The sequence below is a fragment of the Azospirillum sp. TSO5 genome, from assembly GCF_003116065.1.
In the GTDB taxonomy this organism is placed as follows: Bacteria; Pseudomonadota; Alphaproteobacteria; order Azospirillales; family Azospirillaceae; genus Azospirillum.
This window is the reverse complement of record NZ_LGQY01000145.1, coordinates 1-22818: the sequence shown is the minus strand read 5'-3', so window position 1 is coordinate 22818 and position 22818 is coordinate 1. Positions and strand designations below refer to the sequence as shown.

At 67.7% G+C, this 22818-nt stretch carries 24 protein-coding genes, 1 other RNA gene and 1 pseudogene; 12 read left to right on the top strand and 14 right to left on the bottom strand.

The features are described 5' to 3' along the window. Nucleotides 1-36: 36 nt before the first annotated feature. Complete coding sequence (locus TSO5_RS29635) at nucleotides 37-627, top strand: GNAT family protein (RefSeq protein ID WP_109154971.1); 591 nt, start codon at nucleotides 37-39, stop codon at nucleotides 625-627. 37 nt (nucleotides 628-664) lie between these two features. Here the strand turns inward: TSO5_RS29635 and TSO5_RS29630 are convergent, their stop codons facing one another. The 6 genes from TSO5_RS29630 to efp form a co-directional block, all read right to left on the bottom strand. Then, entirely contained in the window at nucleotides 665-931 is a 267-nt protein-coding gene (locus tag TSO5_RS29630; protein ID WP_199231062.1) for a hypothetical protein, read from the bottom strand. 68 nt (nucleotides 932-999) lie between these two features. After that, complete coding sequence (locus tag TSO5_RS29625) at nucleotides 1000-2394, bottom strand: peptidoglycan -binding protein (protein WP_109154970.1); 1395 nt, start codon at nucleotides 2392-2394, stop codon at nucleotides 1000-1002. Between the two features lie 35 nt (nucleotides 2395-2429). Continuing rightward, a complete protein-coding gene (locus tag TSO5_RS29620; RefSeq protein ID WP_109154969.1) occupies nucleotides 2430-3623 on the bottom strand; it encodes a flagellar motor protein MotA in 1194 nt (397 codons plus the stop codon). A gap of 64 nt (nucleotides 3624-3687) precedes the next feature. Further along, a complete protein-coding gene (locus TSO5_RS29615; RefSeq protein ID WP_109154968.1) occupies nucleotides 3688-4482 on the bottom strand; it encodes an OmpA family protein in 795 nt (264 codons plus the stop codon). 115 nt (nucleotides 4483-4597) lie between these two features. Next, entirely contained in the window at nucleotides 4598-5395 is a 798-nt protein-coding gene (locus TSO5_RS29610; protein ID WP_109154967.1) for an inositol monophosphatase family protein, read from the bottom strand. Nucleotides 5396-5492: 97 nt separating this feature from the next. After that, on the bottom strand, nucleotides 5493-6059 hold the full coding sequence (efp, locus tag TSO5_RS29605) for an elongation factor P (protein WP_098740264.1): 567 nt from the start codon (nucleotides 6057-6059) through the stop codon (nucleotides 5493-5495). A gap of 348 nt (nucleotides 6060-6407) precedes the next feature. On the opposite strand from efp, the gene epmA reads away from it, so the two are divergent. Then, complete coding sequence (gene epmA / locus TSO5_RS29600; protein ID WP_109154966.1) at nucleotides 6408-7490, top strand: EF-P lysine aminoacylase EpmA; 1083 nt, start codon at nucleotides 6408-6410, stop codon at nucleotides 7488-7490. Between the two features lie 64 nt (nucleotides 7491-7554). Here epmA and TSO5_RS29595 read toward each other — a convergent pair whose 3' ends face one another. From TSO5_RS29595 to TSO5_RS29570, 6 genes are all read right to left on the bottom strand, one after another. Next, nucleotides 7555-8889 (bottom strand): outer membrane protein transport protein, encoded by a 1335-nt coding sequence (locus TSO5_RS29595; protein ID WP_109154965.1) that lies wholly within the window; start codon nucleotides 8887-8889, stop codon nucleotides 7555-7557. A 245-nt stretch (nucleotides 8890-9134) separates the two neighbouring features. Beyond that, nucleotides 9135-9941: a TSUP family transporter gene (locus TSO5_RS29590; RefSeq protein WP_109154964.1), complete on the bottom strand. Its 807-nt coding sequence runs from the start codon at nucleotides 9939-9941 to the stop codon at nucleotides 9135-9137. A 31-nt stretch (nucleotides 9942-9972) separates the two neighbouring features. Beyond that, on the bottom strand, nucleotides 9973-10638 hold the full coding sequence (gene thiE / locus TSO5_RS29585; RefSeq protein WP_109154963.1) for a thiamine phosphate synthase: 666 nt from the start codon (nucleotides 10636-10638) through the stop codon (nucleotides 9973-9975). Between the two features lie 3 nt (nucleotides 10639-10641). Then, nucleotides 10642-11571, bottom strand: coding sequence for a class I fructose-bisphosphate aldolase (locus TSO5_RS29580; protein WP_109154962.1), 930 nt, complete (start codon nucleotides 11569-11571; stop codon nucleotides 10642-10644). Nucleotides 11572-11738: 167 nt separating this feature from the next. Continuing rightward, on the bottom strand, nucleotides 11739-11975 hold the full coding sequence (locus TSO5_RS29575) for a hypothetical protein (RefSeq protein ID WP_247871030.1): 237 nt from the start codon (nucleotides 11973-11975) through the stop codon (nucleotides 11739-11741). Between the two features lie 110 nt (nucleotides 11976-12085). Then, entirely contained in the window at nucleotides 12086-12559 is a 474-nt protein-coding gene (locus TSO5_RS29570; protein ID WP_109154960.1) for a hypothetical protein, read from the bottom strand. A gap of 204 nt (nucleotides 12560-12763) precedes the next feature. Between TSO5_RS29570 and TSO5_RS29565 the strand changes: the two genes are divergently transcribed. Together TSO5_RS29565 and TSO5_RS29560 are read left to right on the top strand one after the other, a co-directional pair. Then, a complete protein-coding gene (locus tag TSO5_RS29565; RefSeq protein WP_085088791.1) occupies nucleotides 12764-13108 on the top strand; it encodes a type II toxin-antitoxin system HicB family antitoxin in 345 nt (114 codons plus the stop codon). Nucleotides 13109-13270: 162 nt separating this feature from the next. Then, a complete protein-coding gene (locus TSO5_RS29560) occupies nucleotides 13271-14959 on the top strand; it encodes a cache domain-containing protein (protein ID WP_199231061.1) in 1689 nt (562 codons plus the stop codon). 72 nt (nucleotides 14960-15031) lie between these two features. On the opposite strand, the gene gap is transcribed toward TSO5_RS29560, so the two are convergent. Both gap and tkt read right to left on the bottom strand, forming a co-directional pair. Then, nucleotides 15032-16039 carry a type I glyceraldehyde-3-phosphate dehydrogenase gene (gap, locus tag TSO5_RS29555; protein WP_109154958.1) on the bottom strand — a complete coding sequence of 336 codons (1008 nt, stop codon included), beginning with the start codon at nucleotides 16037-16039 and terminating at the stop codon, nucleotides 15032-15034. 60 nt (nucleotides 16040-16099) lie between these two features. Beyond that, nucleotides 16100-18094 carry a transketolase gene (tkt, locus tag TSO5_RS29550; RefSeq protein ID WP_109154957.1) on the bottom strand — a complete coding sequence of 665 codons (1995 nt, stop codon included), beginning with the start codon at nucleotides 18092-18094 and terminating at the stop codon, nucleotides 16100-16102. A 398-nt stretch (nucleotides 18095-18492) separates the two neighbouring features. Between tkt and TSO5_RS29545 the strand changes: the two genes are divergently transcribed. The 8 genes and pseudogenes from TSO5_RS29545 to ruvC all read left to right on the top strand — a co-directional run. Beyond that, a complete protein-coding gene (locus tag TSO5_RS29545) occupies nucleotides 18493-18717 on the top strand; it encodes a hypothetical protein (protein WP_085088803.1) in 225 nt (74 codons plus the stop codon). 4 nt (nucleotides 18718-18721) lie between these two features. Continuing rightward, a complete protein-coding gene (locus TSO5_RS29540) occupies nucleotides 18722-19030 on the top strand; it encodes a cell division protein ZapA (RefSeq protein ID WP_014247204.1) in 309 nt (102 codons plus the stop codon). A gap of 14 nt (nucleotides 19031-19044) precedes the next feature. After that, nucleotides 19045-19208, top strand: a non-coding RNA gene (gene ssrS / locus TSO5_RS29535) — 6S RNA. 29 nt (nucleotides 19209-19237) lie between these two features. Beyond that, nucleotides 19238-19822, top strand: a complete 585-nt coding sequence (locus tag TSO5_RS29530; RefSeq protein ID WP_109154956.1) for a 5-formyltetrahydrofolate cyclo-ligase — start codon at nucleotides 19238-19240, stop codon at nucleotides 19820-19822. A 22-nt stretch (nucleotides 19823-19844) separates the two neighbouring features. Beyond that, nucleotides 19845-20669: a TIGR00282 family metallophosphoesterase gene (locus tag TSO5_RS29525; protein WP_085088810.1), complete on the top strand. Its 825-nt coding sequence runs from the start codon at nucleotides 19845-19847 to the stop codon at nucleotides 20667-20669. A gap of 15 nt (nucleotides 20670-20684) precedes the next feature. After that, the gene (locus TSO5_RS29520) at nucleotides 20685-21164 is read left to right on the top strand and encodes a DUF29 domain-containing protein (protein ID WP_109154955.1); all 480 of its coding nucleotides are present in this window, start codon (nucleotides 20685-20687) and stop codon (nucleotides 21162-21164) included. Nucleotides 21165-21345: 181 nt separating this feature from the next. Continuing rightward, on the top strand, nucleotides 21346-22098 hold the full coding sequence (locus TSO5_RS29515) for a YebC/PmpR family DNA-binding transcriptional regulator (protein ID WP_109154954.1): 753 nt from the start codon (nucleotides 21346-21348) through the stop codon (nucleotides 22096-22098). 81 nt (nucleotides 22099-22179) lie between these two features. Next, a pseudogene (ruvC, locus tag TSO5_RS29510) lies at nucleotides 22180-22647 on the top strand (crossover junction endodeoxyribonuclease RuvC); the annotation flags it as partial. Nucleotides 22648-22818: the final 171 nt, after the last annotated feature.

The following is a 22818-nucleotide window of genomic DNA, read 5'->3' as shown; positions in this document are numbered from 1 at the left end:
CCCTTTCCTAGATGGGGGAGCGAGGGTGGTCACTCAATGATCCGCCTCCTCGGCAGCGGCCTCATCAGCCCGCCCGCGGTCCGTCTCGACGGTCCGCATTGCTACATCCGGCCGCCGCTTCCGCGCGACTGGCGGGAATGGGCGGACCTCCGCGCCGCCTCGCGCGCCTTCCTCACGCCCTGGGAACCCACCTGGCCGGCCGACGCCCTGACCCGGACGGCCTTTTCCCGGCGGCTGCGGCGTCAGGCGCAGGAATGGCGTGACGACCTCGGCTACAGCTTCCTAATCTTCGACCGCGCGACCGACGCGCTGGTCGGCGGACTCGGCCTGACCAACATCCGCCGCGGCGTCGCCCAAATGGGGACGCTCGGCTACTGGGCCGGCCAGCCCTATGCCCGCAACGGCTATGTGTCGGGTGGCACCCGGCTGGTCCTGGAATTCGCCTTCGGGCAACTCGGCCTGCACCGGGTCGAAGCCGCCTGCCTGCCGACCAACCTGCCGAGCCGCGGCCTGTTGGAAAAGGTCGGCTTCACCCACGAGGGCTATGCCCGCGGCTATCTGCGCATCGACGGCGCATGGCGCGACCACGTTCTCTACGCCATCCTGCGGGAGGAATGGCAGGGCTGATCGAAGCGCCTCTGCACTCCATCCCGCTTGGCAGCGGTTACTTCGACGGCTGGTTGTTGCCGTGAGCATCCTGCTGCTGGTCGGTCTTCTTCTTGGCCTCGTCCTTCTTCTTGGCTTCGTGGTGGCCTACCGCGCATCCGACGGCGGCACCCGCAACCCCGTGGCCCGACCCGACCATATGGCCGGCGACGCCGCCAACGGCCGCTCCCTTCACGCACCCCTTGGCTTCGGCCGGGTGAGGCAGGGCGGCGATGCCGCCGGCCAGGACGGCGACCGACAAAGCGGCAATGATTGTCTTCATCATGGCTGATCCTTCGTTTCGACAAGAGCGTCGATACGGAGGAAACAGCCGCTCAGGCGCCGCGGTTCCGGTCAGCGCTGGTCCAGCTTGATCTCGATCCGGCGGTTCTTCGCCAGCGCTTCGTCCGACGTGCCGGGGTCGATGGGCTGGAATTCGCCGAAAGCGGCGGCGGCCAGCCGTTCCGGCGGAATGCCCTGGTCGATCAGGAACTTCACCACCGAGATGGCGCGGGCGGCCGACAGTTCCCAGTTGGAGGCGAACTGGAAGCGCACCGGCTTGATGTCGGTGTGGCCATCTACCCGCAGAACCCAATTCACGTCGGGCGGGATCACCTTGCCGATCTCGATCAGAGTGTGGGCGAGGTCGGCCAGCCGTTGCTTGCCGGCCTCCTCCAGCGTCGCCGAGCCTGACGGGAACAGCAGTTCCGACTGGAAGACGAAGCGGTCGCCGACGATCTTCACGTCCGGCCGGTTGCCCAGCGCCTCGCGGACGCGGCCAAAGAACTCCGACTTATAGCGCGCGAGGTCCTGGACCTTGGCGGCGAGCGCCTGATTGAGCCGGGCGCCCAGTTCCGCGATCTGCACCTTCTGCTCGGCCGAGGATTTTTCCGACGCCTCCAGCGCCGCGCCGATGCGGGCGAGTTGGTCACGCAGAGCCAGAAGCTGCTGGTTCAGCAGGTCGATCTGCTGCTTGCTCTTGGTCCCCTCCGCCTTCTCTCCCGTGAGGGAGGCCATCAGGTCGCGGATGCGGATGTCGCGCTGCTCCAGATCCTTCTGGGCCTGGGTTTGGCTGTCGGCCAGCTGCGATTCCAGCGCCTTAAGCCGGATGTCGCGCTGGTCGATCTCCTTCTGCGCCAGCATCGTCTTCTCGGTGGCGGAGGCCAGTTCCGACTCCAGCGCCTTGGCGCGGTCGCGGGTGGTGCCGAGTTCGGCCAGCAGGGCTTGGCGCTGCTGTTCGGTCAGCTTGGCGGCGGCGACGGCGGCGGAAAGTTCGCCCTCCAGCTTTTGCCGGGCGTCGCGCAGGGCCTTGATGTCAGCCTGGAGGCTGAGGATTTCCTTCAGCTTCAGGTCGAGCGTCTCGCGGTCGACACGGACGTTGCGCTGCAGCTCTTCCAGCGTGCGGGCAGTGCGGTCGCGGTCCTCCTGAAGCTGGCTCAGCGACAGGGTCATGTCGTCGCGGGCGGCGACGGAGGTCTGCAATTCGGTCGACAGCTGGGTGATGTTGACGCGCAGATCGGCGTTGGCATCCCGCTCCATCGCCAGCAGGTCGTTCATCTCCGCGATCTTGTGATTGAGTGCGGTCAGCTGTTCATCCCGGCCGGTCAGCGCGGTAGCGAGGTAGAACTGCGCCACGACGAAGACCATCAGCAGGAAGATGACGACCATCACCAGCGAGGACAGGGCGTCGACCCAGCCGGGCCAGGCGCTGGCGTCGCGGTGGCCGTTGCGGCGGCTGATGCTGGCCATGGGAACTCCCGGCGTTGGCCTACGGTGTCAGAGTGTCAGCGCTGCTGCTGGTCGGCTTCTTCGGCCAACGCGGCGATGGTGCGGGCCAGCAGCTTGATCTCGCTGCGGATCTCCTGCACCGCCTGGACGCGGCCGTTGGAGGATTCCTCGACGATGCGGGCGAGATAGATGTCCATGTTGCGCAGATGCTGGCGCGAGGCGTCGTCGAAGCCGCCACCCGCGTTCTCCGCCAGACGGTCGAGCAGGCCCTTCACCTCCAGCTGATTCTCACCCAGACGCAGGAGAAGCTGCTGCTCGGCGCGCATATGGTCGGTCAGGCTCGACAGCCGCTCGGTCAGCGCCATCAGGTTGGCGTTGGCGGCGCGCCGGCCTTCCTCGGCGGTGGCGACGGTGCGCTGCAGGGAGTCCAGGTTCTCGGCGGTCTGTTCCAGCAGGGCGGTCAGATAGGCGGAGGCGGCATGGTCGCCCGATTCGAGCCCGCCCGCGGCGCCGCTCGACAGCCGGGTGGCGCTGGACAGCCAGTCCTCAAGGTCCTGGAAGAAGCGGTTGTGGGCCTGGCTGGCCTGGAGTTCCAGGAAGCCCAGCACCAGTGAACCGGCAAGGCCGAACAGCGAGGAGGAGAAGGCGGTGCCCATGCCGACCAGCGGCGCTTCCAGCCCCTGCTGCAGGTGGGAGAACATGGTGCCGACGTCGCCGCCCTGGACCGACAGGCTGCCGATGACGCCGCCGACCGACTGGACCGTGTGCAGCAGGCCCCAGAAGGTACCGAGCAGGCCGAGGAAGATCAGCAGTCCGATCAGATAGCGCGACAGCTCCCTCGATTCGTCCAGGCGCGAGGCGATGCCGTCGAGCAGGGAGCGCATCGACAACGCCGACAGCGTCAGCCGGCCGCGCCGTTCGCCCAGCATGCGCGCCATCGGCGCCAGCAGCACCGGCTCCTGCAAGGAAGCGGGGGCGACCCCGCTCTGGTACTGCTCCAGCCAAGCCACTTCGGGGCGGAGCATCAGGACTTGCCGGAAAATGAAGGCGATGCCGGCGAGCAGAGTCGCCAGGATGACGCCGTTCAGCGGCGCATTGTTGAGGAAGGCCGAGCGCAGGGCGGGGAACAGCAGGCCAGTCACCGCGCCGACCACGACCAGGAACAGGATCATCCGGGTCAGGAACCGCTCCGGGCGTGTCATGAGGGCGGATACCTCCAGCGGTCGGGTCGTCGGGGTTGTGGCGGTCATGATGCTCCGAAGGGGTGTTCCGATCAGACCTCGCGCACGGGCTGGGCGCTATTCATTAAGGGCGCTATTCATTCAGAAAGACTGCATCGATCCGGTCCGGCGGCCCATCTCCGTCGTCCAGGCCCAATGCGCGGACATCGACGCGGGTGCTGCGGATCCCGAAGGCCGTCAGCCGCTCGCGCAGCGCCAACGCCCGGGCCAGTGCCAGTTGCCGCGCCTCGCGCGCCGTGTCGGCGGTGCCGCTGGCGTAGGAGCGCAGCTGGAGCCTCGCGGTGTCGCTGGCGCGCAGCCGTTCGACGATCCGGTCGACCACGGCGTCTGCCGCATCCGGCAGATTGGTGGCGCCGACAGGGAACACAAGGCTCAAAACGCTCGAAGGTGGCAGGTTAGCCGCAGGAGGTGCCGCATCTGGGGGAGGGGGCAGCGCGGCGGTGTCGGTTCGCGGCGCGGTCGGCGGCTGACCGGGCGCCGGGGCAGCGGGTGTTTGGGCAGCAGGTGCCTGGGTAGTGGGTTGCTGCGGCTGGGCCGCCGTCGGCGCTGTCCTCGGAGCCGGTTCGGTCCGGGCGGTGGCGCGCGGCGCCGGCTGGACCGGACCTTCCGTCAGGGCGGGCGGAGGCGGGGCCTCCAACGGCTGCGGCAGGACGAGTCGCGGCGGCGCCTTGACCGGCGGCGGGGTGCGCAGGTTAGGGCGGGGCGGTACGGACAGGGGAACCGCGTTTTCCAGCGTCAATCCGGCGGGAGACAGCGCCGGGCCGTTGGCCGGAGCCGCCGCCGACAGGGCAGCCGGAAAGAGCGTCCAGACCGCGCACAGCGCGGCGGCGGCAAGGTGCTTGCGGTCGGCGTGTCCCCAGCGGCCCAAAACGATGTGTCCCGTTAAACCTTTGTCCTGCAAACCATAGCCTATCGATCGCTCCAGCCACAACCACCCATCCGCCATTCCCGTGCGGGAAGGCGGAGGATGGGCAGGGCAGGGGTCAGCCCTTGGCGGACTTCAACAGGCGGGCGACCGGGACCTGGAGATGGCTGTTGGCGGCGAGCACGTTGCCGGTGAAGACCGGGTTGCGGCCGCCCTCGATCTCGCCGACGAAACCGCCGGCTTCGGTGACCATCAGCACGCCGGCGGCGCAGTCCCACGGCGCCAGACCGCGTTCCCAATAGGCGTCGAACCGGCCGGCGGCGGTGTAGGCGAGGTCGAGCGAGGCGGCGCCGAAGCGGCGGATGCCCGCGACTTCCTTCATCACCGCTTCCTGTTCCTTCAGGAAGGTGGCGTGGTCGCCGCGGCCCTTGAAGGGAATGCCGGTGGCGATCACGCAATCCTCCAGCTTGCGGCGTTCGGAAACGCGCAGGCGGGTGTGGTTGACGAAGGCGCCGGCACCCTTCTCGGCCCAGAACAGCTGGTCGCCGATGGGGGCGTAGATCACGCCGGCGACGATCTCGCCATTGCGCTCGGCTGCGATGGAGATCGCCCAGTGCGGCAGGCCGTGCAGGAAGTTGGTGGTGCCGTCGAGCGGATCGACGATCCAGCGTGCCTCGGCATCGCTGCCCTTGGACGCGCCGCTCTCCTCCATCAGGAAACCGAATTCGGGCCGCGCCTTCTGCAGTTCCTCGCGCAGGGTGCGTTCGGCCTTCAGATCGGCGGCGGACACGAAGTCCGCAGGCCCCTTGCGCGACACCTGGAGGTGTTCGACCTCGCCGAAGTCGCGGACGAGACCGCGGGCTGCCTTTTCGGCGGCGCGGACCATGACGTTGATGAGAGCGGAGCGGGTGGCCATGGGTGTTGGTGTACCGTTTCGTGCAGGAACCAGAAAACAATACACCGGCCTCCGCGCATGGCGAAGACCGGTGATGGCAGAACCGACCTGGGAAGGATCAGTCCTTCGCGCGCTCGACGTATTCGCCGCTGGCGGTATCGACGACGACGCGGGTCCCGGCCTCGATGTGCGGCGGAACCAGGATCGACACGCCGTTCTCCAGCTTGGCCGGCTTGTAGGAGGAAGAAGCCGTCTGGCCCTTCACCACCGGGTCGGATTCGGTGATCAGCAGCGTGACCTTGCCGGGGATCTCGACGCCCAGCGGCGAGCCTTCATGGCTCTGCACCGTGACTTCCATGCCGTCCTGCAGGAAGACGGCCGGCTCGCCGATGATGTCGCGGGGGATGGAGACCTGTTCGAAGCTTTCCTTATCCATGAAGGTGAAGCTGTCACCTTCTGCGAAGAGGAAGGTCATCTCATGCTCGTCCAGGCGAGCGCGCTCAACGGTCTCCTGGGTGCGGAACCGCTCGATCGACTTGTTGCCGGTGCGAACGTCCTTCATTTCCAGCTGGATGAAGGCGCCGCCCTTACCAGGCTGCACGATGGCGGTTTTGGTGATGACCCAGAGCTTACCGTTGTGCTCCAGCACATGGCCGGGGCGCATCGTGTTGGCATTGACCTTCATGGCGTACTCGTGAATTCCAGAATCAGGGCGGCGCGGACCCTACCAGCTTGACCGCCCGTAGGCAACGGCGCGGAACGGTAACGGCGTGCGATCCGGGCGATTGGCGGACGATTCTTCGCCGGTTCGTGGTGCAGTACTTTAGAATTTCTCCAGGAACGAGACATTTGGAACGTTTTTGCCGACCCTGTTCAGTGTTCCATCCGTCCCATCCGGGCGGTCCGGCGATGATGGGGCGAGTTTACCACGGGCAGCCCGCTGTGACCAATGCCAAGCCGACTTGAGTACGCCGCCCGTGGGTGCTCTGATGCGCCCGCACCCCTTTCGACCGTCCATCAAGAGCGCGCCCGCATGTCCGCCCCGATCCGATCCGCCTCGATTCCCTCTGGCGACCTTCCCCCCTGGCATCCCGAGGCTCTGGCCCGCCGCCGCCCCTATCTGGCGGCGCGCGGCCGGGTGCTGAACGCCGTCCGCCGCGTGTTCGAGGAGTTGGCCTTCGTCGAGGTCGACACGCCGGCCCTGCAGGTCTCGCCGGGGATGGAGCCGCATCTCCAGGCCTTCGCCACCGAGCTGCAGGGGCCGCATCCGGACGACCGCCGGCCGCTGTACCTGCACACCAGTCCCGAGTTCGCCATGAAGAAGCTGCTGGTCGCGGGCGTGCCGCGGCTGTGGCAACTGGCGCATGTCTACCGCAACGGCGAGCGGTCGGGGACCCATGCGCCGGAATTCTCCATGCTGGAATGGTATCGCGCCGGAGACGGCTATCGCACGCTGATCGACGATTGCCGCGAGTTGCTGTGCGCCGGCGCCGAAGCGGGCGGGCGGCGGACGTTCAGCTTCCGTGGCATGACCTGCGATCCCTTCGCGCCATGGCGGGTGCTGACCGTACCGGAGGCGTTCCGGGAGTATGCCGGTATCGACCTGATGGCGACCTATGACGGCAGTCACGATCCCGACCCGGGGGCGCTGGCGGCGGAGGCGGCGCGTATCGGCATCGCCCCCCATCACGGCGACCGCTGGGAGGACATCGTCTTCCGCATCATGTTCGACCGCATCGAACCGCATCTGGGCGAGGGCGTGCCCTGCGTGCTGACCGACTATCCGCTGTGCATGGCGGCGCTGTCGCGGCCGAAGCCGGAAGACCCCCGGCTGGCGGAACGGTTCGAGCTGTATGCCTGCGGGCTGGAACTGGCGAACGCCTTCGGCGAACTGACCGATCCTGCGGTGCAGCGCGCCCGCTTCGAGGCCGACATGGCGTTGAAGGAGAGGCTCTATGGCGAACGCTTCCCGGTGGACGAGGATTTCCTCGCCGCGCTGGAGCACGGCATGCCGCAGAGCAGCGGCATCGCCATGGGCTTCGACCGGCTGGCGATGCTGTGCAGCGGGGCTGAGAGCATCGAACAGGTGCTGTGGCTGCCGGTGGCGGGGGTTTAGGGGATGGAATCTCCCTCTCCCCGGGGGGAGAGGGGATCTTTGGTAGGTGAGAGGGTAGGTTCCCTTAGAACGTGAACTTCGCCTGCAGGCCGATCAGGTCGATGCTGTTCTTGTAGTCCACATTCAGGTTGCCGCGGCCGGCTTCGGGGCCGGTCAGGTCGTCGGTGAGGGCGACCGAGGTCTTCGGGATGAAGACGTGCGAATAGGCGGCGTCGACGCGCAGGCTGTCGGTGACCTGATAGCCGGCGCCGACCGAAAGCCAGTAGCGGTTCTGCTCCGGAATGCGGGGCGTGCGGTAATCGACGTCGACAGACCCCTTGTCGAAGGCGACGCCGCCGCGCAGCGTCAGCTTGTCGGTCACCTTGTAGGAGGTGCCGAGCGCGTAATACCAGCTGTCCTTCCAATGCTCTTCCGTGACGGAGGTGAGCGCCGGGTTGGCGATGTTGACGCGCAGTTCCTTGAAGCGCGACCAGTTGGTCCACTGCACGTCGGCCATCACCGCCCAGCGGTCGTTGACCTCGTGGTACAGGCCGATGGAGGCGATGTCCGGCGTGGTCAGGTCGGCGCTGGCGCTCTGGGCGGGCAGGGCGCCGGCGAGCGGGGCCGGCAGGCCGGTGAAGGAGATGTCGCCGGTCAGCGTGTGCTTGACCGCCGAGCGGTAGGCGAGGCCGACGCGGGTGCCCTTCACCGGTTCGATCAGGGCGCCGAGCGTGAAGCCCCAGCCCCAATCGTCACCGGTCACATCGCTCTTGACGTCGAGCGCGCCGGGACGGCCGAGGCGGCTGGCGCCGAAGTCGGAGGCCTGCGACAGCTTGGCCTTGGCATACTGAATTTGAACGCCGCCGCCGATGGTGATCATCGGGTTGATGCGGTAGGACACCGACGGCGCGAAATTGTAGGTGCGCAGGTCGGACCGGATGCCGTGATAGCGGCCGATCCAGCTGTCGCCATAGTCGGTGACCAGACCCCAGGGGCCGTTGGCCGACAGGCCGACCTTCAGGTCGTCGCTGATCGAGTAGACGAAGTAACCAGCCGGAACCAGGGCATCCTGCGCGATGTCGCCGGGCGAGGCATTGCCGCTGATCGCGGTGCCGCCCAGCCGCCGGGCGCGGGTGGCGCTGGCGCCATCGACCTTCGACTTCACGATGACGCCGGTGGCGGTCTGCACCAACTCGGTTCCGGTCACCAGACCCATGGTGGCCGGATTGTAGAACATCGAACTGGCATCGCCGTTGCCGCCGGCGGTCACGCCAGCATAGGCGGTGCCCTGGCCCGATACGCTCTGCTCCTTCAACGCGAAACCGGCGGCAAGCGCGGTCGAGGCGGTCACGAACGGTGCGGTCACCGCGATGGCGGCAGCGGCGGTCAGCAGGCGTGTCTTGAGCGTCGTCGGAGACATGGTTCCTTCCCCAAATTGTGTTATTGACGCAATGATACACAAACTGACGCTTACGTAAAGGGGCGCGCACCACTTTTTGTTGGCTCAGTAAACAATTTTCCGAACCCGGGTGGAAAGCGGCAGGGGAAAAGATGTGCACGCACGGGAGAATGCCGCCCGCCGGCCGGGGGTAACCCGGCCGGGGCGCAATGGTGCGGCGAATTGTCGTAGGCGATAACCCGAAGAGGGTCGGCGGGTGACGGCCGTCAGACGATCCAGGCGGCGGCAGCGGCGAACAGCTCGCGCAGAATGTTGTGCTCGTCGGTCCACACCAGCTTGGCGGTGATGACGATGGAGGCGACCACCAGCATCGGACGCACGACTCGGGCGCCGTTGCGGATCACCATGTGGGCGCCGAGCTGGGCGCCGATATACTGTCCGACCCCCATCAGCAGCCCGACCGCCCACAGCACGTGGCCGCCGACGATGAAGAACAGCAGTGAAGCGACATTGCTGGTCAGGTTCAGCACCTTGGTGTGGGCGGTCGCCTTGCGCAGGTTGTGGCCCAGCAGCGAGACGAAGGCGATGGCGAAGAAGGTGCCGGTGCCCGGCCCAAAGAAGCCGTCGTAGAAGCCGATGCCGGTGCCGATGCTGAGCGCGAAGGCATGTTCGCCGATGCGCTGGTGGGCGTCGACGTCGCCGGCCTTGGGCGACAGCAGCAGATAGATGGCGATGCCGATCAGCAGGATCGGGATGACGTCGCGCAGGAAGCTGGCGTCCAGCATCTGCACCAGGGTGGCGCCGATGGCGGCGCCGATGAAGGTGCAGAGGATCATCGTGCGCATGGCGCCGGGATGGACCTCGCCGCGGCGGACGAACTTGATGGTGGCGGACAGCGAGCCGAAGCTGGACTGCAGCTTGTTGGTGGCCAGCGCCTCGGCCGGGGACATGCCCGCGGCCAGCAGGGCCGGAATGGTCAGCAGACCGCCGCCGCCGGCGATCGCATCGACGAAGCCTGCCAGCAGGCCGACGGCGAACAGGATGCCCAGCGACTCGGGCGTCAGAAGGTCCATGATTTTGGGGACGTCCAGGTAATCGGCCGGCCTAACCGGCGAGTGCGGCCTCGATGGCGGCGTTCAGCGCCCGGACTCCGGCGCCGGGACCCTGCGGATGACCCCAGACGGCGTTGACCACGGCCAGGAAATCGGCGCCCGCGGTGACCAGCGGCGCGCAATTCTCGGCGGTGATGCCGCCGATGGCGACACAGGGAACCTCCATCAGCTCCGACCACCAGCTCAGCAACTCCGGCTCGGCCTTGTATTCGGCCGTCTTGGTGCTGGTGGGGAAGAAGGCGCCGAAAGCGACGTAGTCCGCCCCTTCCTCGCCGGCGATCATGGCGAGATGGCGGCTGTCGTGGCAGGTGACGCCGACGATGGCGTCGTTGCCGACGATCTTGCGGGCATCGCGATAGGGGGTGTCGGTCTGGCCGACATGGACGCCATCGCAGCCCGCCTCCCGCGCGAGGCGCGGATGGTCATTCAGGATGAAGGCGACCTCACGCTCCTGCGCGATCGGGCGCAGGATGTCGCAGGCGCGGCGGATGTCGTCCTCTGAGCAGTCCTTGAGGCGGAGCTGCACGCAGGCGACGTCGCCTGCATCCAGCGCTTCCTCCAGAAGCGGCGCGAACGCCGCCGGCTCCAGGGCCGGCGGCGTCACGAGGTACAGTCGGCAGGCGGCAGGTTCCGCCTGCGTCGGCTTTCCCTTGGCCAAGTGTTACTCCCGGCCCTGGTAGATCTTCATGATCCGGTCGAGCAGCTTGAGGGCATCCTCGCGCGGGCGCTGGAAGGCGTTGCGGCCGATGATCGAGCCGTTGCCGCCGCCGTCACGGATGGCGCGGGCGTCCTCGAACACCGCGTCCTCGCCCTTGGTGGCGCCGCCGGAGAAGACCACGATGCGGCGGCCGTTGAAGGCGCACTGCATGATGTGCTTCACCCGCTCCGCCTGGGTGGCGATCGGGATGTTCTTCGACTCGTAGACCTTCTTGGCTTCCGGCTGCTCCAGATGGGCCGACGGCAGCTTCACCTTGATGATGTGGGCGCCCAGCAGAGCGGCCATGTGGGCGGCGTAGCCGATCACGTCGATGGCCAGCTCGCCGTCCTTGGTGACGGCGCCGCCGCGCGGATAGGACCACAGCACGGTGGCGAGGCCGTAGGACTTGGCCTCCTTCGACAGCTCGCGGAACTCCTCGTACTGGGAGTACATGGCGTCGGAGCCGGGATAGATGGTGAAGCCGATGGCCGAGGCGCCGATGCGCAGCGCGTCCTGGACCGAGGCGGTGACGGCCTGGTCGGCGGCTTCCTTCTGGGTGGACAGCGAGTTGGCGCTGTTCATCTTCAGGATCAGCGGGATCGACCCGGCGAAGGTGCCGGCGCCGGCCTCCAGCGAGCCCAGGGGAGCGGCGTAGGCGTTGCAGCCTGCGTCGATGGCCAGCTGGTAGTGGTAGTGCGGGTCATAGCCCGGCTCGTTCGGGCCGAAGCTGCGGGCCGGACCATGCTCGAAGCCCTGGTCGACCGGCAGGATCACCAGCTTGCCGGTGCCGCCGAGCTTGCCTTCCATCAGGATGCGGGCGAGGTTCGCCTTGGTGCCGGGATTGTCGCTCTCGTAGTTGGCGAGAATGTCTTTGACGCGGCGCGTGAGCTTCATTGTGGCTCTTCCCCTGGGGCATTCTTGGAAATGGCGCCGTCTTAGCCCGGATTGGCCCGCTTTGCAACGGCGGGAGGGGCATAAAGCGGCCATTTGCCACGCCTGAACGGCCTAGGGCCTGCGGCGGGGGGAAACCCGCGGGGGGTGGAACGGCTCGGCCGGAGGGGTTACGGCAGAAGAGAACTGACCACGGTGTAGAGGCCGTATCCGGCCCCGCCCAGCACCGCCCAGGAGCCGGCGGTCAACCCGACCCAGACGGCGACCAGCCGCAGGCCGCGCATCTTCTCCGGCCGGGGAGCCGGACTGTTCCCCATCCGGTCGGATGCCCGGCCGTTTGCGGCCTGCCCCGGATGGTGCGGTTGCGCGATGGTCTGATCCGGCGTGGTCAGGGAGGTGATGCTCATGGGTGGCTCTTCCGGCATCGGAGGGAGGGTGCTGTGTCACAAAAATATCCTAAGGTGACGTTACACCACCTTTGCGCGGTGAGGCTGTGCGAAAAAGCGGTAGTCCGGACCTAACCCTCGGCATGACTTTCGGCCCAAACGTCGGCCCGCGTCAGCCAGTCGCGGCATAGCGCCTCCAGCAGGACCGGTCGGGTGGAGCCATGACTTTCGGCGGCAAGGTCGAGCAGGGATGGGCAGGTGGTCAGCAGCACGGCGCCGTGGGCTGCGGCGATGGCCGCCAGACGGTCCGCCGCTGCCGTTCCGCCGGTGAACAGCAGGGCCGGCACCCCGGCGGCCAACGCCCCCTGCGCCTCGCCGGCGCGGTCGCCGCAGTCGAGCAGGCCGGTCACCCCCAGGCCGGGATGGGCCCGGCGCACCCGTCCGATCAGGCCGAGCAGCCACAGCGTCCCGCCTGCCGGCGGCGCCATCAGGGCGAGGGCGACACCGGCCGAGTCGGCCGCTGCGGCGGCAACCAGCGCGTCGGCGAGGCCGCGGACCAGGACGGGGCGGAGGAGGGGCGGGGGGATCTGCGGGGCGGCGGTCATGGGCGGCGGCGGGGCAGGGCAGGGTGGCGGCTGGGCGGACACTCTAGCGGTGGGGACGATGGGGCTCCAGCCTTCAGCCGATTGAGAGAATTGAGGCAGGTCAAACCCTGCGATCGCGGTCCCGGAGTATGGTCAGTCACAACGGACAGCAGGCCGGGGCACCGGCGTCCGTTTCATTGGAATACCTCCCCCGGGAATGCCGCCATGATGGAATACAAGGGTTACAAGGCCCAGATCGACTTCGACAACGACGCGGGCGTCTTTGTCGGCGAGGTCATCAACACCCACGACGGCATCACCTTTTCCGGCCGCTCTGTGGACGAATTGCGGGACTCCTTCCGGCGGGCGGTCGATGATTACCTCGATCTGTCCTGCGATATGGGGGGCGAGGGCGAACAACCCTTCTCCGGACGGCTGGCCATCCGCATCAACCCCATCCTGCACCGCGCCGTCGCCGACTGCGCCGCGCGGGAGGGCAAGAGCGTGTCGGCCTGGATCGCCGAGTGCCTGGGCCGTGCCGCCGGCGTGACCAATGTGAAGGCCGGATGATTTTTCGCAAAACGCAACGCAGCTTGCGTGCGAGGGGGCGTGGGTTTTGCGAAACGCTTGGATTGTGCGTTCGCCCAATCATAGCAGAGCAACGGCTCCATCCCGTATTACGATTGGCATCGTCCTTGCTGTGAGGTCCCCGATCTAAAGGGGGACTTCCTCATGAGCGGACTGAAACTGACTCTGCGAACTAAGCTGTGGACACTGGTCGTGCTGGCCGGGGCCGTCAGTGTCGCGCTTGCCGCCGCCGCGCTGTGGTTGAACCAGCGCAGCACGCTGGAGGATCGGAAGGAAGCCCTGCGCTCCGTCGTGCAGACCGCTCATGGTCTGGCGACCGGCTACGAGGCCGAGGTCAAGGCCGGCCGGCTGACCCACGATCAGGCGTTCGAGCGCTTCAAGGCCAACATCAACACGATGTTCTACAACGGCAAGGACTATATCTTCGTCCTTGATACCGGCTACCACAGCGTCATCCATCCCGTCCGTCCCGACGTGATCGGCAAGGATCAGCGCGACCAGAAGGATGCCAACGGCGTCTTCTTCACACGCGAGATGGTCGACACCGCCAAGGCCAAGGGCGAGGGCTTCGTCGCCTACAGCTATCCCAAGGCCGGCGGCGACCAGCCCTTCCCCAAGCTCAGCTATGTGAAGATGTTCGAGCCCTGGCAGCTGGCAATCGGGACCGGCGTCTATATCGACGATCTGGATGCCCGCTTCTCCCGCAGCCTGTGGACCATGGTGGCCATCGTCGGCGGGCTGGCCCTGCCGGTGGTGGCGCTGATCGCGCTGGTCGGCAACTCGATCAGCCGGCGCATCCGCCGCCTGTCCGACGCCATGCGCTCGCTTGCCGACGGCAACCTGTCGGTCACCATTCCGGAGACCGGGAGCGGCGACGAGCTGGGCGACATGGGCCGGGCGGTCCAGGTCTTCCGGGTCAACGCCGAAGCCAGCCGCCGGCTGGAGGCCGAACAGGCAGAGGCCGCGCGCCGGGCGGTGGAGGAGAAGCGGCAGGCGATGGACCGGCTGGCCGCGCAATTCGAGGGTACGGTGGGCGGCATGATCCGTTCCGTCTCCACCACGACCGATGCGCTGGGGCAGAAGGTTCGGGCGATGTCGCACGCTGCGGAGCAGACCAGCCATCTCGCCGGGATCGTGGCGAGCGCCAGCGACGGAACCGCCGCGAACGTGCAGACCGTCGCCGCCGCGTCGGAAGAACTGTCCTGCTCCATCGTCGAGATCGGCCGGCAGGTGTCGGAAGCCAGCCGCGTCGCCGGCGAGGCGGTCGGCATGGCGCAGGAGGCGACCGGCCGCATCGGCAGCCTCGCCGAAGCGGTCGAGCGGATCGGCGCGGTCGTCGGGCTGATCAACTCCATCGCCGGGCAGACCAACCTGCTGGCGCTCAACGCCACCATCGAGGCGGCGCGGGCGGGCGAGGCCGGCAAGGGATTCGCCGTGGTGGCGAGCGAGGTGAAGGCGCTGGCCAACCAGACGGCCAAGGCCACCGACGAGATCGGCGGCCAGATGAGCGGCATCCAGATGGTGACCGGTCAGGCGGTGACGGAAATCCAGAAGGTGTCGGCGGTGATCGAGCGGCTGAGCACCATCGCCACGACGATCTCCGCCGCGGTCGACCAGCAGAACGCCGCCACGGCGGAGATCTCCCGCTCGGTCCAGCAGGCGGCGTCCGGCACCGGCGAGGTGTCGTCCAGCATCTCCGGCGTCACCGCAGCGTCCGAAGAGAGTGGCCGCACCGCCCGCGAACTGGTCGAGGCGCTGGGCAAACTGACCAGCGAGGCGGCCGGGTTGAATGCGAAGGTCGGCGACTTCCTGGCGACGGTGCGGGCGGCTTGAGAGCCGGCGGTCGCTGAAAACAAAAAAGGCGCCTTCCCACGGGAAGGCGCCTTTTTCTTGGGTAAGCGAGGCTTACTTGGCGTTCGCCATGGCGACGGCGGTGTCGCTCATGCGGTTGGAGAAGCCCCACTCATTGTCGTACCAGGTCATGATGCGGACGAAGTTGCCGTCGATGACCTTGGTCTCGTTCAGCGCGAAGATCGAGCTGTGCGGGTCGTGGTTGAAGTCGGTCGAAACCAGATCCTCGGTGTAGGCCTCAAGCACGCCCTTCAGCGGGCCGTTGGCGGCATCGGAGATCGCCTTGGTGATCTCCTCGACCGAGGTGGCGCGCTTGGCGGTGAACTTGAAGTCGACTACCGACACGTTCGGGGTGGGCACGCGCATGGCGGTGCCGTCCAGCTTGCCCTTCAGTTCCGGCAGGACCTTGCCGACGGCCTTGGCGGCACCGGTGGAGGTCGGGATCATGTTCAGGGCGGCAGCGCGGGCGCGATGCAGGTCCTTGTGGTTGGTGTCGACGATCCGCTGGTCACCCGTGTAGGAGTGGATCGTGGTCATGAAGCCCTTCTCGATGCCCACCAGGTTGTGGAGGACATGCGCGACCGGGGCCAGGCAGTTGGTGGTGCAGGAAGCGTTGGAAACGATCTTGTGCTCGGCGGTCAGCTTGTCATGGTTGACGCCGTAGACGACCGTGATGTCCTCGTCGGTGGCCGGGGCCGAGATCAGGACCTTCTGCGCACCGGCTTCCAGATGCTTGGCGGCGTCGGCGCGCTTGGTGAAGATGCCCGAGCATTCCATGGCGATCTCGACGCCCAGATCCTTCCACGGCAGCTTGGCCGGGTCACGCTCCTGCACGACCTTGATGGAGTGGCCGTTGACGATCAGCACGCCCTCGCCGGTCTCGATGGTGCCGGGGAAGCGGCCGTGGACGCTGTCGTACTTCAGCAGGTGCGCGTTGGCCTTCAGATCGGCGAGATCGTTGATCGCCACGACCTCCACGTCCTTGCGGCCGCTCTCGTAGATGGCGCGCAGAACCAGACGGCCGATGCGGCCAAAACCGTTGATCGCTACCCGTACAGCCATGACTTCCTCCAGTTGGATATTGGGCGCCCAAAAATCGGCCGGACGCCCCTTCGGCTTCTCTCAGAGACGCGCCTTAACGGCGTCCACGACCGCTTCGGCGGTGATGCCGAAGTGCTTGTACAGTTCCTGGTACGGCGCCGATTCGCCAAAGCCGGCCATGCCGACGAAGGCGCCGTTCGCGCCCAGCCAGCGGTCCCAGCCCAGACGGATCGCCGCCTCGACGCCGACGCGCACGCCGCTGCCGAGGACGGAAGCCTTGTAAGCGTCGTCCTGACGCTCGAACAGTTCCCAACTCGGCATAGACACTACGGCGGTGCCGATGCCCTGAGCTTGCAGGGCCTTGCGGGCCTCCATCGCCAGCGACACTTCCGAACCGGTGGCGAGGATGGTCGCCTTGCGCTCGCCCTCGGCCTCGGCCAGGACGTAGGCGCCGCGGGCGGACAGGTTCTCGGCCGTATGCTCGGTGCGCAGGGTCGGCACGTTCTGACGGGTCAGCGCCAGGACCGACGGGCTGCCGGTGGCCTCAAGCGCGATCTGCCAGCATTCGGCGGTCTCGACCGCGTCGGCCGGGCGCAGGACCAGCAGGTTCGGGATGGCGCGGAGCGCCGCCAGATGCTCGACCGGCTGGTGGGTCGGGCCGTCTTCGCCGAGGCCGATCGAGTCGTGGGTCATCACGAAGATGGTGCGCTGCTTCATCAGCGCGGCCAGACGGATCGACGGACGGCAATAGTCGGCGAACTGCATGAAGGTGCCGCCGTAGGGGATGATGCCGCCATGCAGCGTCATGCCGTTCATCAGCGTCGCCATGCCGTGCTCGCGCACGCCGTAACGGACGTAACGGCCGGCGAACTCGCCCTTGCCCTTCACGTCGGCGGTGTTCTTGACCTTGGTGTTGTTCGACGGCGTCAGGTCGGCGGAGCCGCCGATCAGCTCGTGGATCGCCGGGACCAGAACTTCCAGCGTGTTGCCGGAGGCGACGCGGGTCGCCCAGCTCGGCTTCTCGGCGCTGACCTTCTGCTTGAAGGCGACGATGGTGTCGGTGAGCGCAGAGGGAACGCCACGGCCGAAGGCCTCGTCGAACGCCTTGCCGGCACCTTCGGTCAGGGTGGCGCGGCGGCCGGTCCAGGCGGCGTAGGCGTCGGCGCTGCGGGTGCCCGCGGCACGCCAGGCCGACAGAACCTCGTCGGGAACGACGAAGGGCTCATGGGTCCAGCCGATGGCGGTGCGGGTCGCGGCGACCTCGTCGGCGCCCAGCGGCGAACCGTGGCAGCCGTGGGTGTTGGCCTTGTTCGGCGCGCCCTTGCCGATGATGGTGCGGCAGGCGATCAGCGTCGGCTTGTCGGTGGAGGTGCGGGCCTGGGCGATGGCCTTCGACACCGCGTCGGTGTCGTGGCCGTCGACGGCGATGGTGTTCCAGCCGTAGGAGCGGAAGCGCGCCTGGGTGTCGTCGGTGAAGCTGAGGTCGGTCGAGCCGTCGATGGAGATGTGGTTGTCGTCCCACAGCACGATCAGGCGGTTCAGCCCGAGATGGCCGGCCAGCGAGCAGGCCTCGTGGCTGACGCCCTCCATCAGGTCGCCGTCCGAGGCGATGACGTAGGTGTAATGGTCGATCAGCTCGTCGCCGAAGCGGGCGTTGGTGATCCGCTCCGCCAGCGCCATGCCGACGGCGGTGGAGACGCCCTGGCCCAGCGGACCGGTGGTCATCTCGATGCCCAGGCTGGGATCGACTTCCGGGTGGCCGGGGGTCAGGCTGCCCAGCTGGCGGAAGCGCTTGATCTCGTCGATGGTCATCCGCTCGTAGCCGGTCAGGTAGGCCAGCGAGTAGATCAGCATCGAGCCGTGGCCGGCCGACAGCACGAAGCGGTCGCGGTCGGGCCAGGACGGGTTCTTCGGATCGAACTTCAGGTACTGGGTGAACAGGACCGTGGCAACGTCGGCCATGCCCATCGGCATGCCCGGGTGGCCGGACTTCGCGGCCTCGACCGCGTCCATGGAGAGCGCGCGGATCGCGCTGGCCATCGTGTGGAGGGAGGGCTGGGCGGAGGCAGCGGACATCTGGCGTTTCCTGCGGAGTCGGGCGCGGTTGCGGCGTCGGCAACGGACGTTGCGCGGTCGCCCCGAAAGGCGCCGCGAAACGGGCGCACCATGCAGAACCGCCGTCCGCAGGTCAACATGGGAATGGGGTAGGAAATGGTATGGCAGAGGCCCCTCTTCCGTGTGGGAAGCGCGCCGTCCGGCTTTGTTTCGTCACTGTCGCATCCGCTGCGGCCTTCCGTCACGCCCCGGTATTCCGTATGGGCATTCGGTGGAAGAGTCCGTCGTGACGGTTGACGCGGTCGGCGTGCCGGCCCAACTCTAGGCGCTCCGATAAGGCAGCGGTTCGGCTTGGCGACAGCCGGGGCGGGACCGATGTCCGGCGAACATGACGTGCCCACAGGTCGAGGTTGACGTCCATGGATTCCCTGAAAGCCGCTCTCGACCGTCTCGGCCGCGCCGTGGACCGGCTGGAACATGCCGCGACGGCCCGCGATGAGCGGGTGGTCCGGCGCGAACAGGACTTGTCGCAGGCGCTGGAGACCGCGCGGGCGGACCGGGCGACCGCCCAGGCCACCGCGGAGGCGGTGTCCCAGCGGCTGGAGGTCGCCATCGCCCGACTGCAACAAGTGCTGGAGAGCTGACGCCATGGCCCAGGTCGATATCGAAGTGAACGGCCGCTTCTATCGCATGCTGTGCGAGGACGGTCAGGAAGCGCGTCTGCGGGAACTGGCGGCCTATGTCGACGACCGGCTGCGCCGGCTGACCGGCGGCGGGCGCAGCGGGTCGGAGGCGCAGATGATGCTGATGACCTGTCTGGTGCTGGCCGACGAGTTGCAGGACGTGATGTCCGGCAAGGGCATCGCGCCTGCCGTGGACGAGGGCGCGGTGGTCGGCGAACTCGATCGTGTGGCAAAACGCATCGAAGAGGTTGCCGCGCGGCTCGAGCGCGCCTAGATTGGTACACGGAAGGACCGCTGCCTGGTTCGACAGGCTGCAATAATCCCCAGGGCCGATAACCTTGATCTCTAGGGAGCTGTCCCTGTCCGGCCCATTGGGCCGGGTACACGGCGCCCACCTGCTCATGCAGGCCATGGAGGATAGGCACATGGCCACCGGCCGAGGCGGCGCCTTCCACCCTTTTCTCTCCGCACGCAGTCCGCGATGACCGATCCGCAAGCCAAGGACGCCGCCCGACGCGAGGCGCGCGCCCGGCGCGACGCCATCGCCGACTCCGACCGCTCCCTCGCCTCGACCGCCGTGCGCGACCGCATCGCCGAACTGGCGCGCGACGGCCATCTGCCGCGCGGCGACGCTGGGGGATATTGGCCGCTCGGCTCGGAACTCGACGCGCGGCCGGCTTTGCTCCATCTTAAGAGACTTGGTCACTCCGTCGGCCTGCCGGTGTCGGGGCCGCGCGGGACCGCGCTGGTCTTCCGCGACTGGGACCCGCAGGCGCCGATGGTGGTCGGCCGCTATGGCATCCGGGAGCCGGCGGAGGGGCGCGCGGTGCTGCGGCCGTCTCTGCTGCTGGTACCGCTGCTGGCCTTCGACCGCTCCGGCCATCGGCTGGGCTATGGCGCCGGCTATTATGATCGGACGCTGGATGCCCTGCGCGACGGCGGCGCGGTGATCGCGGTCGGCGTGGCCTTCGCCGCGCAGGAAATGCCGGCGGTGCCGGTGGACGGCCATGACGAGCGGCTGGACTGGATCGTGACGGAGCGCGAGACGCTCCGCATTCATAAGTGAGTTATTCGGGAAGGTTGGGGCGATGCGGATTCTGTTCTTCGGCGATGTGGTGGGCCGGGCCGGGCGCGAGGCGGTGCTGGCGCACATGCCGATGCTGCGCGAGAAGCTGGACCCCGACCTGACCGTGGTGAATGGCGAGAATTCGGCCGGCGGCTACGGTGTGACCGTCAAGATCGCCGAGGAGTTCTTCGAGGCCGGCATTGACGTGGTGACGCTGGGCAACCACACCTGGGACCAGAAAGAACTGGTTTCCACCATCGAACAGCAGCCGCGCATCATCCGCCCGCTGAATTACCCAGAGGGCACGCCCGGCCGCGGATTCGTCCTGTTGCAGGCGCGCGGCGGGCGCAAGGTGCTGGTCATCAACGTGCTGCTGCGCCTGTTCATGGAGCCGATGGACGACCCCTTCGCCGCGGTGGACCGGGTGCTGAAGGCGCATCGCCTCGGGCCGGGGGGCGTCGATGCCGTGCTGGTCGACATGCATGGCGAGGCGACCAGCGAGAAGATGATCATGGGCCATTTCTGCGACGGCCGCGCCTCGCTGGTGGTGGGCACCCACAGCCATGTGCCGACCGCCGACCACATGGTCCTGCCGAAGGGCACCGCCTATCAGTCGGACGCCGGCATGTGCGGCGATTACGACAGCGCCATCGGCATGAAGAAGGAGGTGGCGCTGGCCAAGATGGTGCGGAAGCTGCCGACCGAGCGGCTGTCCCCGGCGGAAGGGGAGGGCACCGTCTGCGGCTGCTACGTCGAGACCGACGACCGCACCGGGCTGGCGGTCCGCATCGAGCCATTGCGCATCGGCGGGCGGCTGAGCCAGACTTTGCCGGAACGGATGCAATAGCCGGAGCGCAGTGTCATGGGCTTCCATGCGAAGCATGATGAGGATTTCTACGCCTGGGCGATCGAGCAGGCAGCCCGCCTGCGCGAGGCGGCAGCGTCGGGAACCAACCTGCCGCTCGACTGGGAGAACCTCGCCGAGGAAATCGAGAGCATGGGTGGGCGTGACCGCCGGGAACTTCTCAGCCGGCTGATACGGGTAATCGAGCATCTGCTGAAGCTCGAACTTTCGCCGGCCGAAGGGCCGCGCGAGGGATGGAAGCGGTCGGTTCGCCAGCAGCGCCTGTCCTTGGCGCGGCTGCTGAAGGACAGCCCCAGCCTAAAGGCGCGCCTGGACGAGGTTCTGCCGGACGCCTGGAGCGGCGGGCGCGAAGAGGCGCTGATGGGGCTGGAGTGCGACGGGCTGTACGACCAGGATCTCCCCCGCGACTGCCCCTATGGCGTAGGGGAACTGCTCGACCCCGCATTCTGGCCTGCCAATGGGCACGGGCTGAGGTGACCTCGGCATAGAGTCTCTGCTGGGACCCCGGCCGCGCCGCAATCTCGCCATATTGACTTTCTAATCCCGTGGGTGTCGTCTCCCGCGCCGAAAAGGTGCGGTGGGGCGGCAGACCTGTTACATGTGTCGTGCGCTCACCCCGCCCGATTGACCATTTTCCGTTTCGAGGCTCGTTCGACCCATGGCCGGTCATTCCCAGTTCAAGAACATCATGCACCGCAAGGGCGCGCAGGACGCCAAGCGGTCCAAGATCTTCAACAAGCTCGCCCGCGAGATCACCGTCGCCGCCAAGAGCGGTCTGCCCGACCCGGCGGCCAACCCGCGCCTGCGCGCCGCCATCCTGGCCGGACGCGCGCAGAACATGCCGCGCGACCGCATCGACCGCGCCATCAAGCAGGGCACGCCCGGCGGCGGCGACGACGCGAACTATGAAGAGGTTCGGTACGAGGGCTACGGCCCCGGCGGCGTCGCGCTGATCGTCGAGGCGCTGACCGACAACCGCAACCGCACCGCCGCGGAAGTGCGCTCCAGCTTCACCAAGTATGGCGGCAGCCTGGGCGAGACCAACTCGGTCAGCTTCATGTTCAGCCGCATCGGCGCGATCTATTACCCGGCCGCCGCGGCGGATGCCGACGCCGTGTTCGAGGTGGCGCTGGAGGCCGGTGCCGACAACGTCGAGTCCGACGAGAACGGCCACGAGGTCACCACCACGGTCGAGAATTTTGGCGCCGTGCGCGACGCGCTGGAGGCCAAGTTCGGCGGTGCCGAGAGCGCGCGTCTGACTTGGCGTCCGCTGAACACCGTCGCCCCGTCCGAGGATGCCGCGGCCAGCCTGCTGAAGCTGCTGGACGTGCTGGAGGACAACGACGACGTCCAGGTGGTCGAAGGCAACTTCGACATCTCCGACGAGCTGATGCAGAAGCTGACCGCGTAAGCTGAACGCTGGTCTTGCAGGCGGAGTGCGGGTGCCGTGTTTGCGCGGGCAGGACGAACTGAGGCGGCGGTGCCTTCGCCGGTGCGGCTGCTGGGGATCGACCCCGGCCTGCGCCACACCGGCTGGGGCATCATCGACGTGGCGGGCAACCGCCTGAGCCACGTCGCCGACGGCGCCGTGCATTCCGACGATTCCTGCCCGCTGGCCGAGCGGCTGGTGCAGCTCCACGACGCGCTGTCGGCGGTGGTGGAGCGCTACCGCCCCGACGAGGCGGCGGTTGAGGAGACCTTCGTCAACAGCAACGCGGTGTCCACTCTGAAGCTGGGGCAGGCCCGCGCCGTGGCCCTGCTTGTGCCGGCCCAGGCCGGCCTGGCGGTGGCGGAATACGCCAACAACATGGTGAAGAAAGCGGTCGTCGGTCAGGGCCGCGCCGAGAAGGCGCAGGTCCAGACGATGGTGCGCCTGCTGCTGCCCGGCTGCGAGATCGGCAGCCCGGACGCCGCCGACGCTCTGGCCGTGGCGATTTGCCACGCGCACCACCGCGCGAGCTGGACGATGTGGCGACGGGAAAGCGCCTCAATCGGGAAGCAAACCCTCTCCCCCCCGGGGAGAGGGGAGGGTGAGGGGGACGCGCGGCGTGCCTCTCCCAAGACTCCACGCAGTGCCTCCCCCCCCCCCCCCCCCCCCCCCCCGGGGGGGGGGGGGGGGATTTCCCCTTGG

Bases quoted from the DNA above. Each gene is read 5' to 3' on its own strand.
- TSO5_RS29635 (WP_109154971.1), top strand. From the start codon at position 37: ATGATCCGCCTCCTCGGCAGCGGCCTCATCAGCCCGCCCGCGGTCCGT.
- epmA (WP_109154966.1), top strand. From the start codon at position 6,408: ATGTCCGCCCCGATCCGATCCGCCTCGATTCCCTCTGGCGACCTTCCC.
- TSO5_RS29590 (WP_109154964.1), bottom strand. From the start codon at position 9,941: ATGGACCTTCTGACGCCCGAGTCGCTGGGCATCCTGTTCGCCGTCGGC.
- TSO5_RS29515 (WP_109154954.1), top strand. From the start codon at position 21,346: ATGGCCGGTCATTCCCAGTTCAAGAACATCATGCACCGCAAGGGCGCG.
- TSO5_RS29620 (WP_109154969.1), bottom strand. From the start codon at position 3,623: ATGACCGCCACAACCCCGACGACCCGACCGCTGGAGGTATCCGCCCTC.
- efp (WP_098740264.1), bottom strand. From the start codon at position 6,059: ATGAAGGTCAATGCCAACACGATGCGCCCCGGCCATGTGCTGGAGCAC.
- TSO5_RS29560 (WP_199231061.1), top strand. From the start codon at position 13,271: ATGAGCGGACTGAAACTGACTCTGCGAACTAAGCTGTGGACACTGGTC.
- TSO5_RS29580 (WP_109154962.1), bottom strand. From the start codon at position 11,571: ATGAAGCTCACGCGCCGCGTCAAAGACATTCTCGCCAACTACGAGAGC.
- TSO5_RS29520 (WP_109154955.1), top strand. From the start codon at position 20,685: ATGGGCTTCCATGCGAAGCATGATGAGGATTTCTACGCCTGGGCGATC.
- TSO5_RS29545 (WP_085088803.1), top strand. From the start codon at position 18,493: ATGGATTCCCTGAAAGCCGCTCTCGACCGTCTCGGCCGCGCCGTGGAC.
- TSO5_RS29595 (WP_109154965.1), bottom strand. From the start codon at position 8,889: ATGTCTCCGACGACGCTCAAGACACGCCTGCTGACCGCCGCTGCCGCC.
- TSO5_RS29530 (WP_109154956.1), top strand. From the start codon at position 19,238: ATGACCGATCCGCAAGCCAAGGACGCCGCCCGACGCGAGGCGCGCGCC.
- TSO5_RS29630 (WP_199231062.1), bottom strand. From the start codon at position 931: ATGATGAAGACAATCATTGCCGCTTTGTCGGTCGCCGTCCTGGCCGGC.
- TSO5_RS29540 (WP_014247204.1), top strand. From the start codon at position 18,722: ATGGCCCAGGTCGATATCGAAGTGAACGGCCGCTTCTATCGCATGCTG.
- tkt (WP_109154957.1), bottom strand. From the start codon at position 18,094: ATGTCCGCTGCCTCCGCCCAGCCCTCCCTCCACACGATGGCCAGCGCG.
- TSO5_RS29570 (WP_109154960.1), bottom strand. From the start codon at position 12,559: ATGACCGCCGCCCCGCAGATCCCCCCGCCCCTCCTCCGCCCCGTCCTG.
- TSO5_RS29610 (WP_109154967.1), bottom strand. From the start codon at position 5,395: ATGGCCACCCGCTCCGCTCTCATCAACGTCATGGTCCGCGCCGCCGAA.
- TSO5_RS29565 (WP_085088791.1), top strand. From the start codon at position 12,764: ATGATGGAATACAAGGGTTACAAGGCCCAGATCGACTTCGACAACGAC.
- gap (WP_109154958.1), bottom strand. From the start codon at position 16,039: ATGGCTGTACGGGTAGCGATCAACGGTTTTGGCCGCATCGGCCGTCTG.
- TSO5_RS29625 (WP_109154970.1), bottom strand. From the start codon at position 2,394: ATGGCCAGCATCAGCCGCCGCAACGGCCACCGCGACGCCAGCGCCTGG.
- TSO5_RS29525 (WP_085088810.1), top strand. From the start codon at position 19,845: ATGCGGATTCTGTTCTTCGGCGATGTGGTGGGCCGGGCCGGGCGCGAG.
- TSO5_RS29575 (WP_247871030.1), bottom strand. From the start codon at position 11,975: ATGAGCATCACCTCCCTGACCACGCCGGATCAGACCATCGCGCAACCG.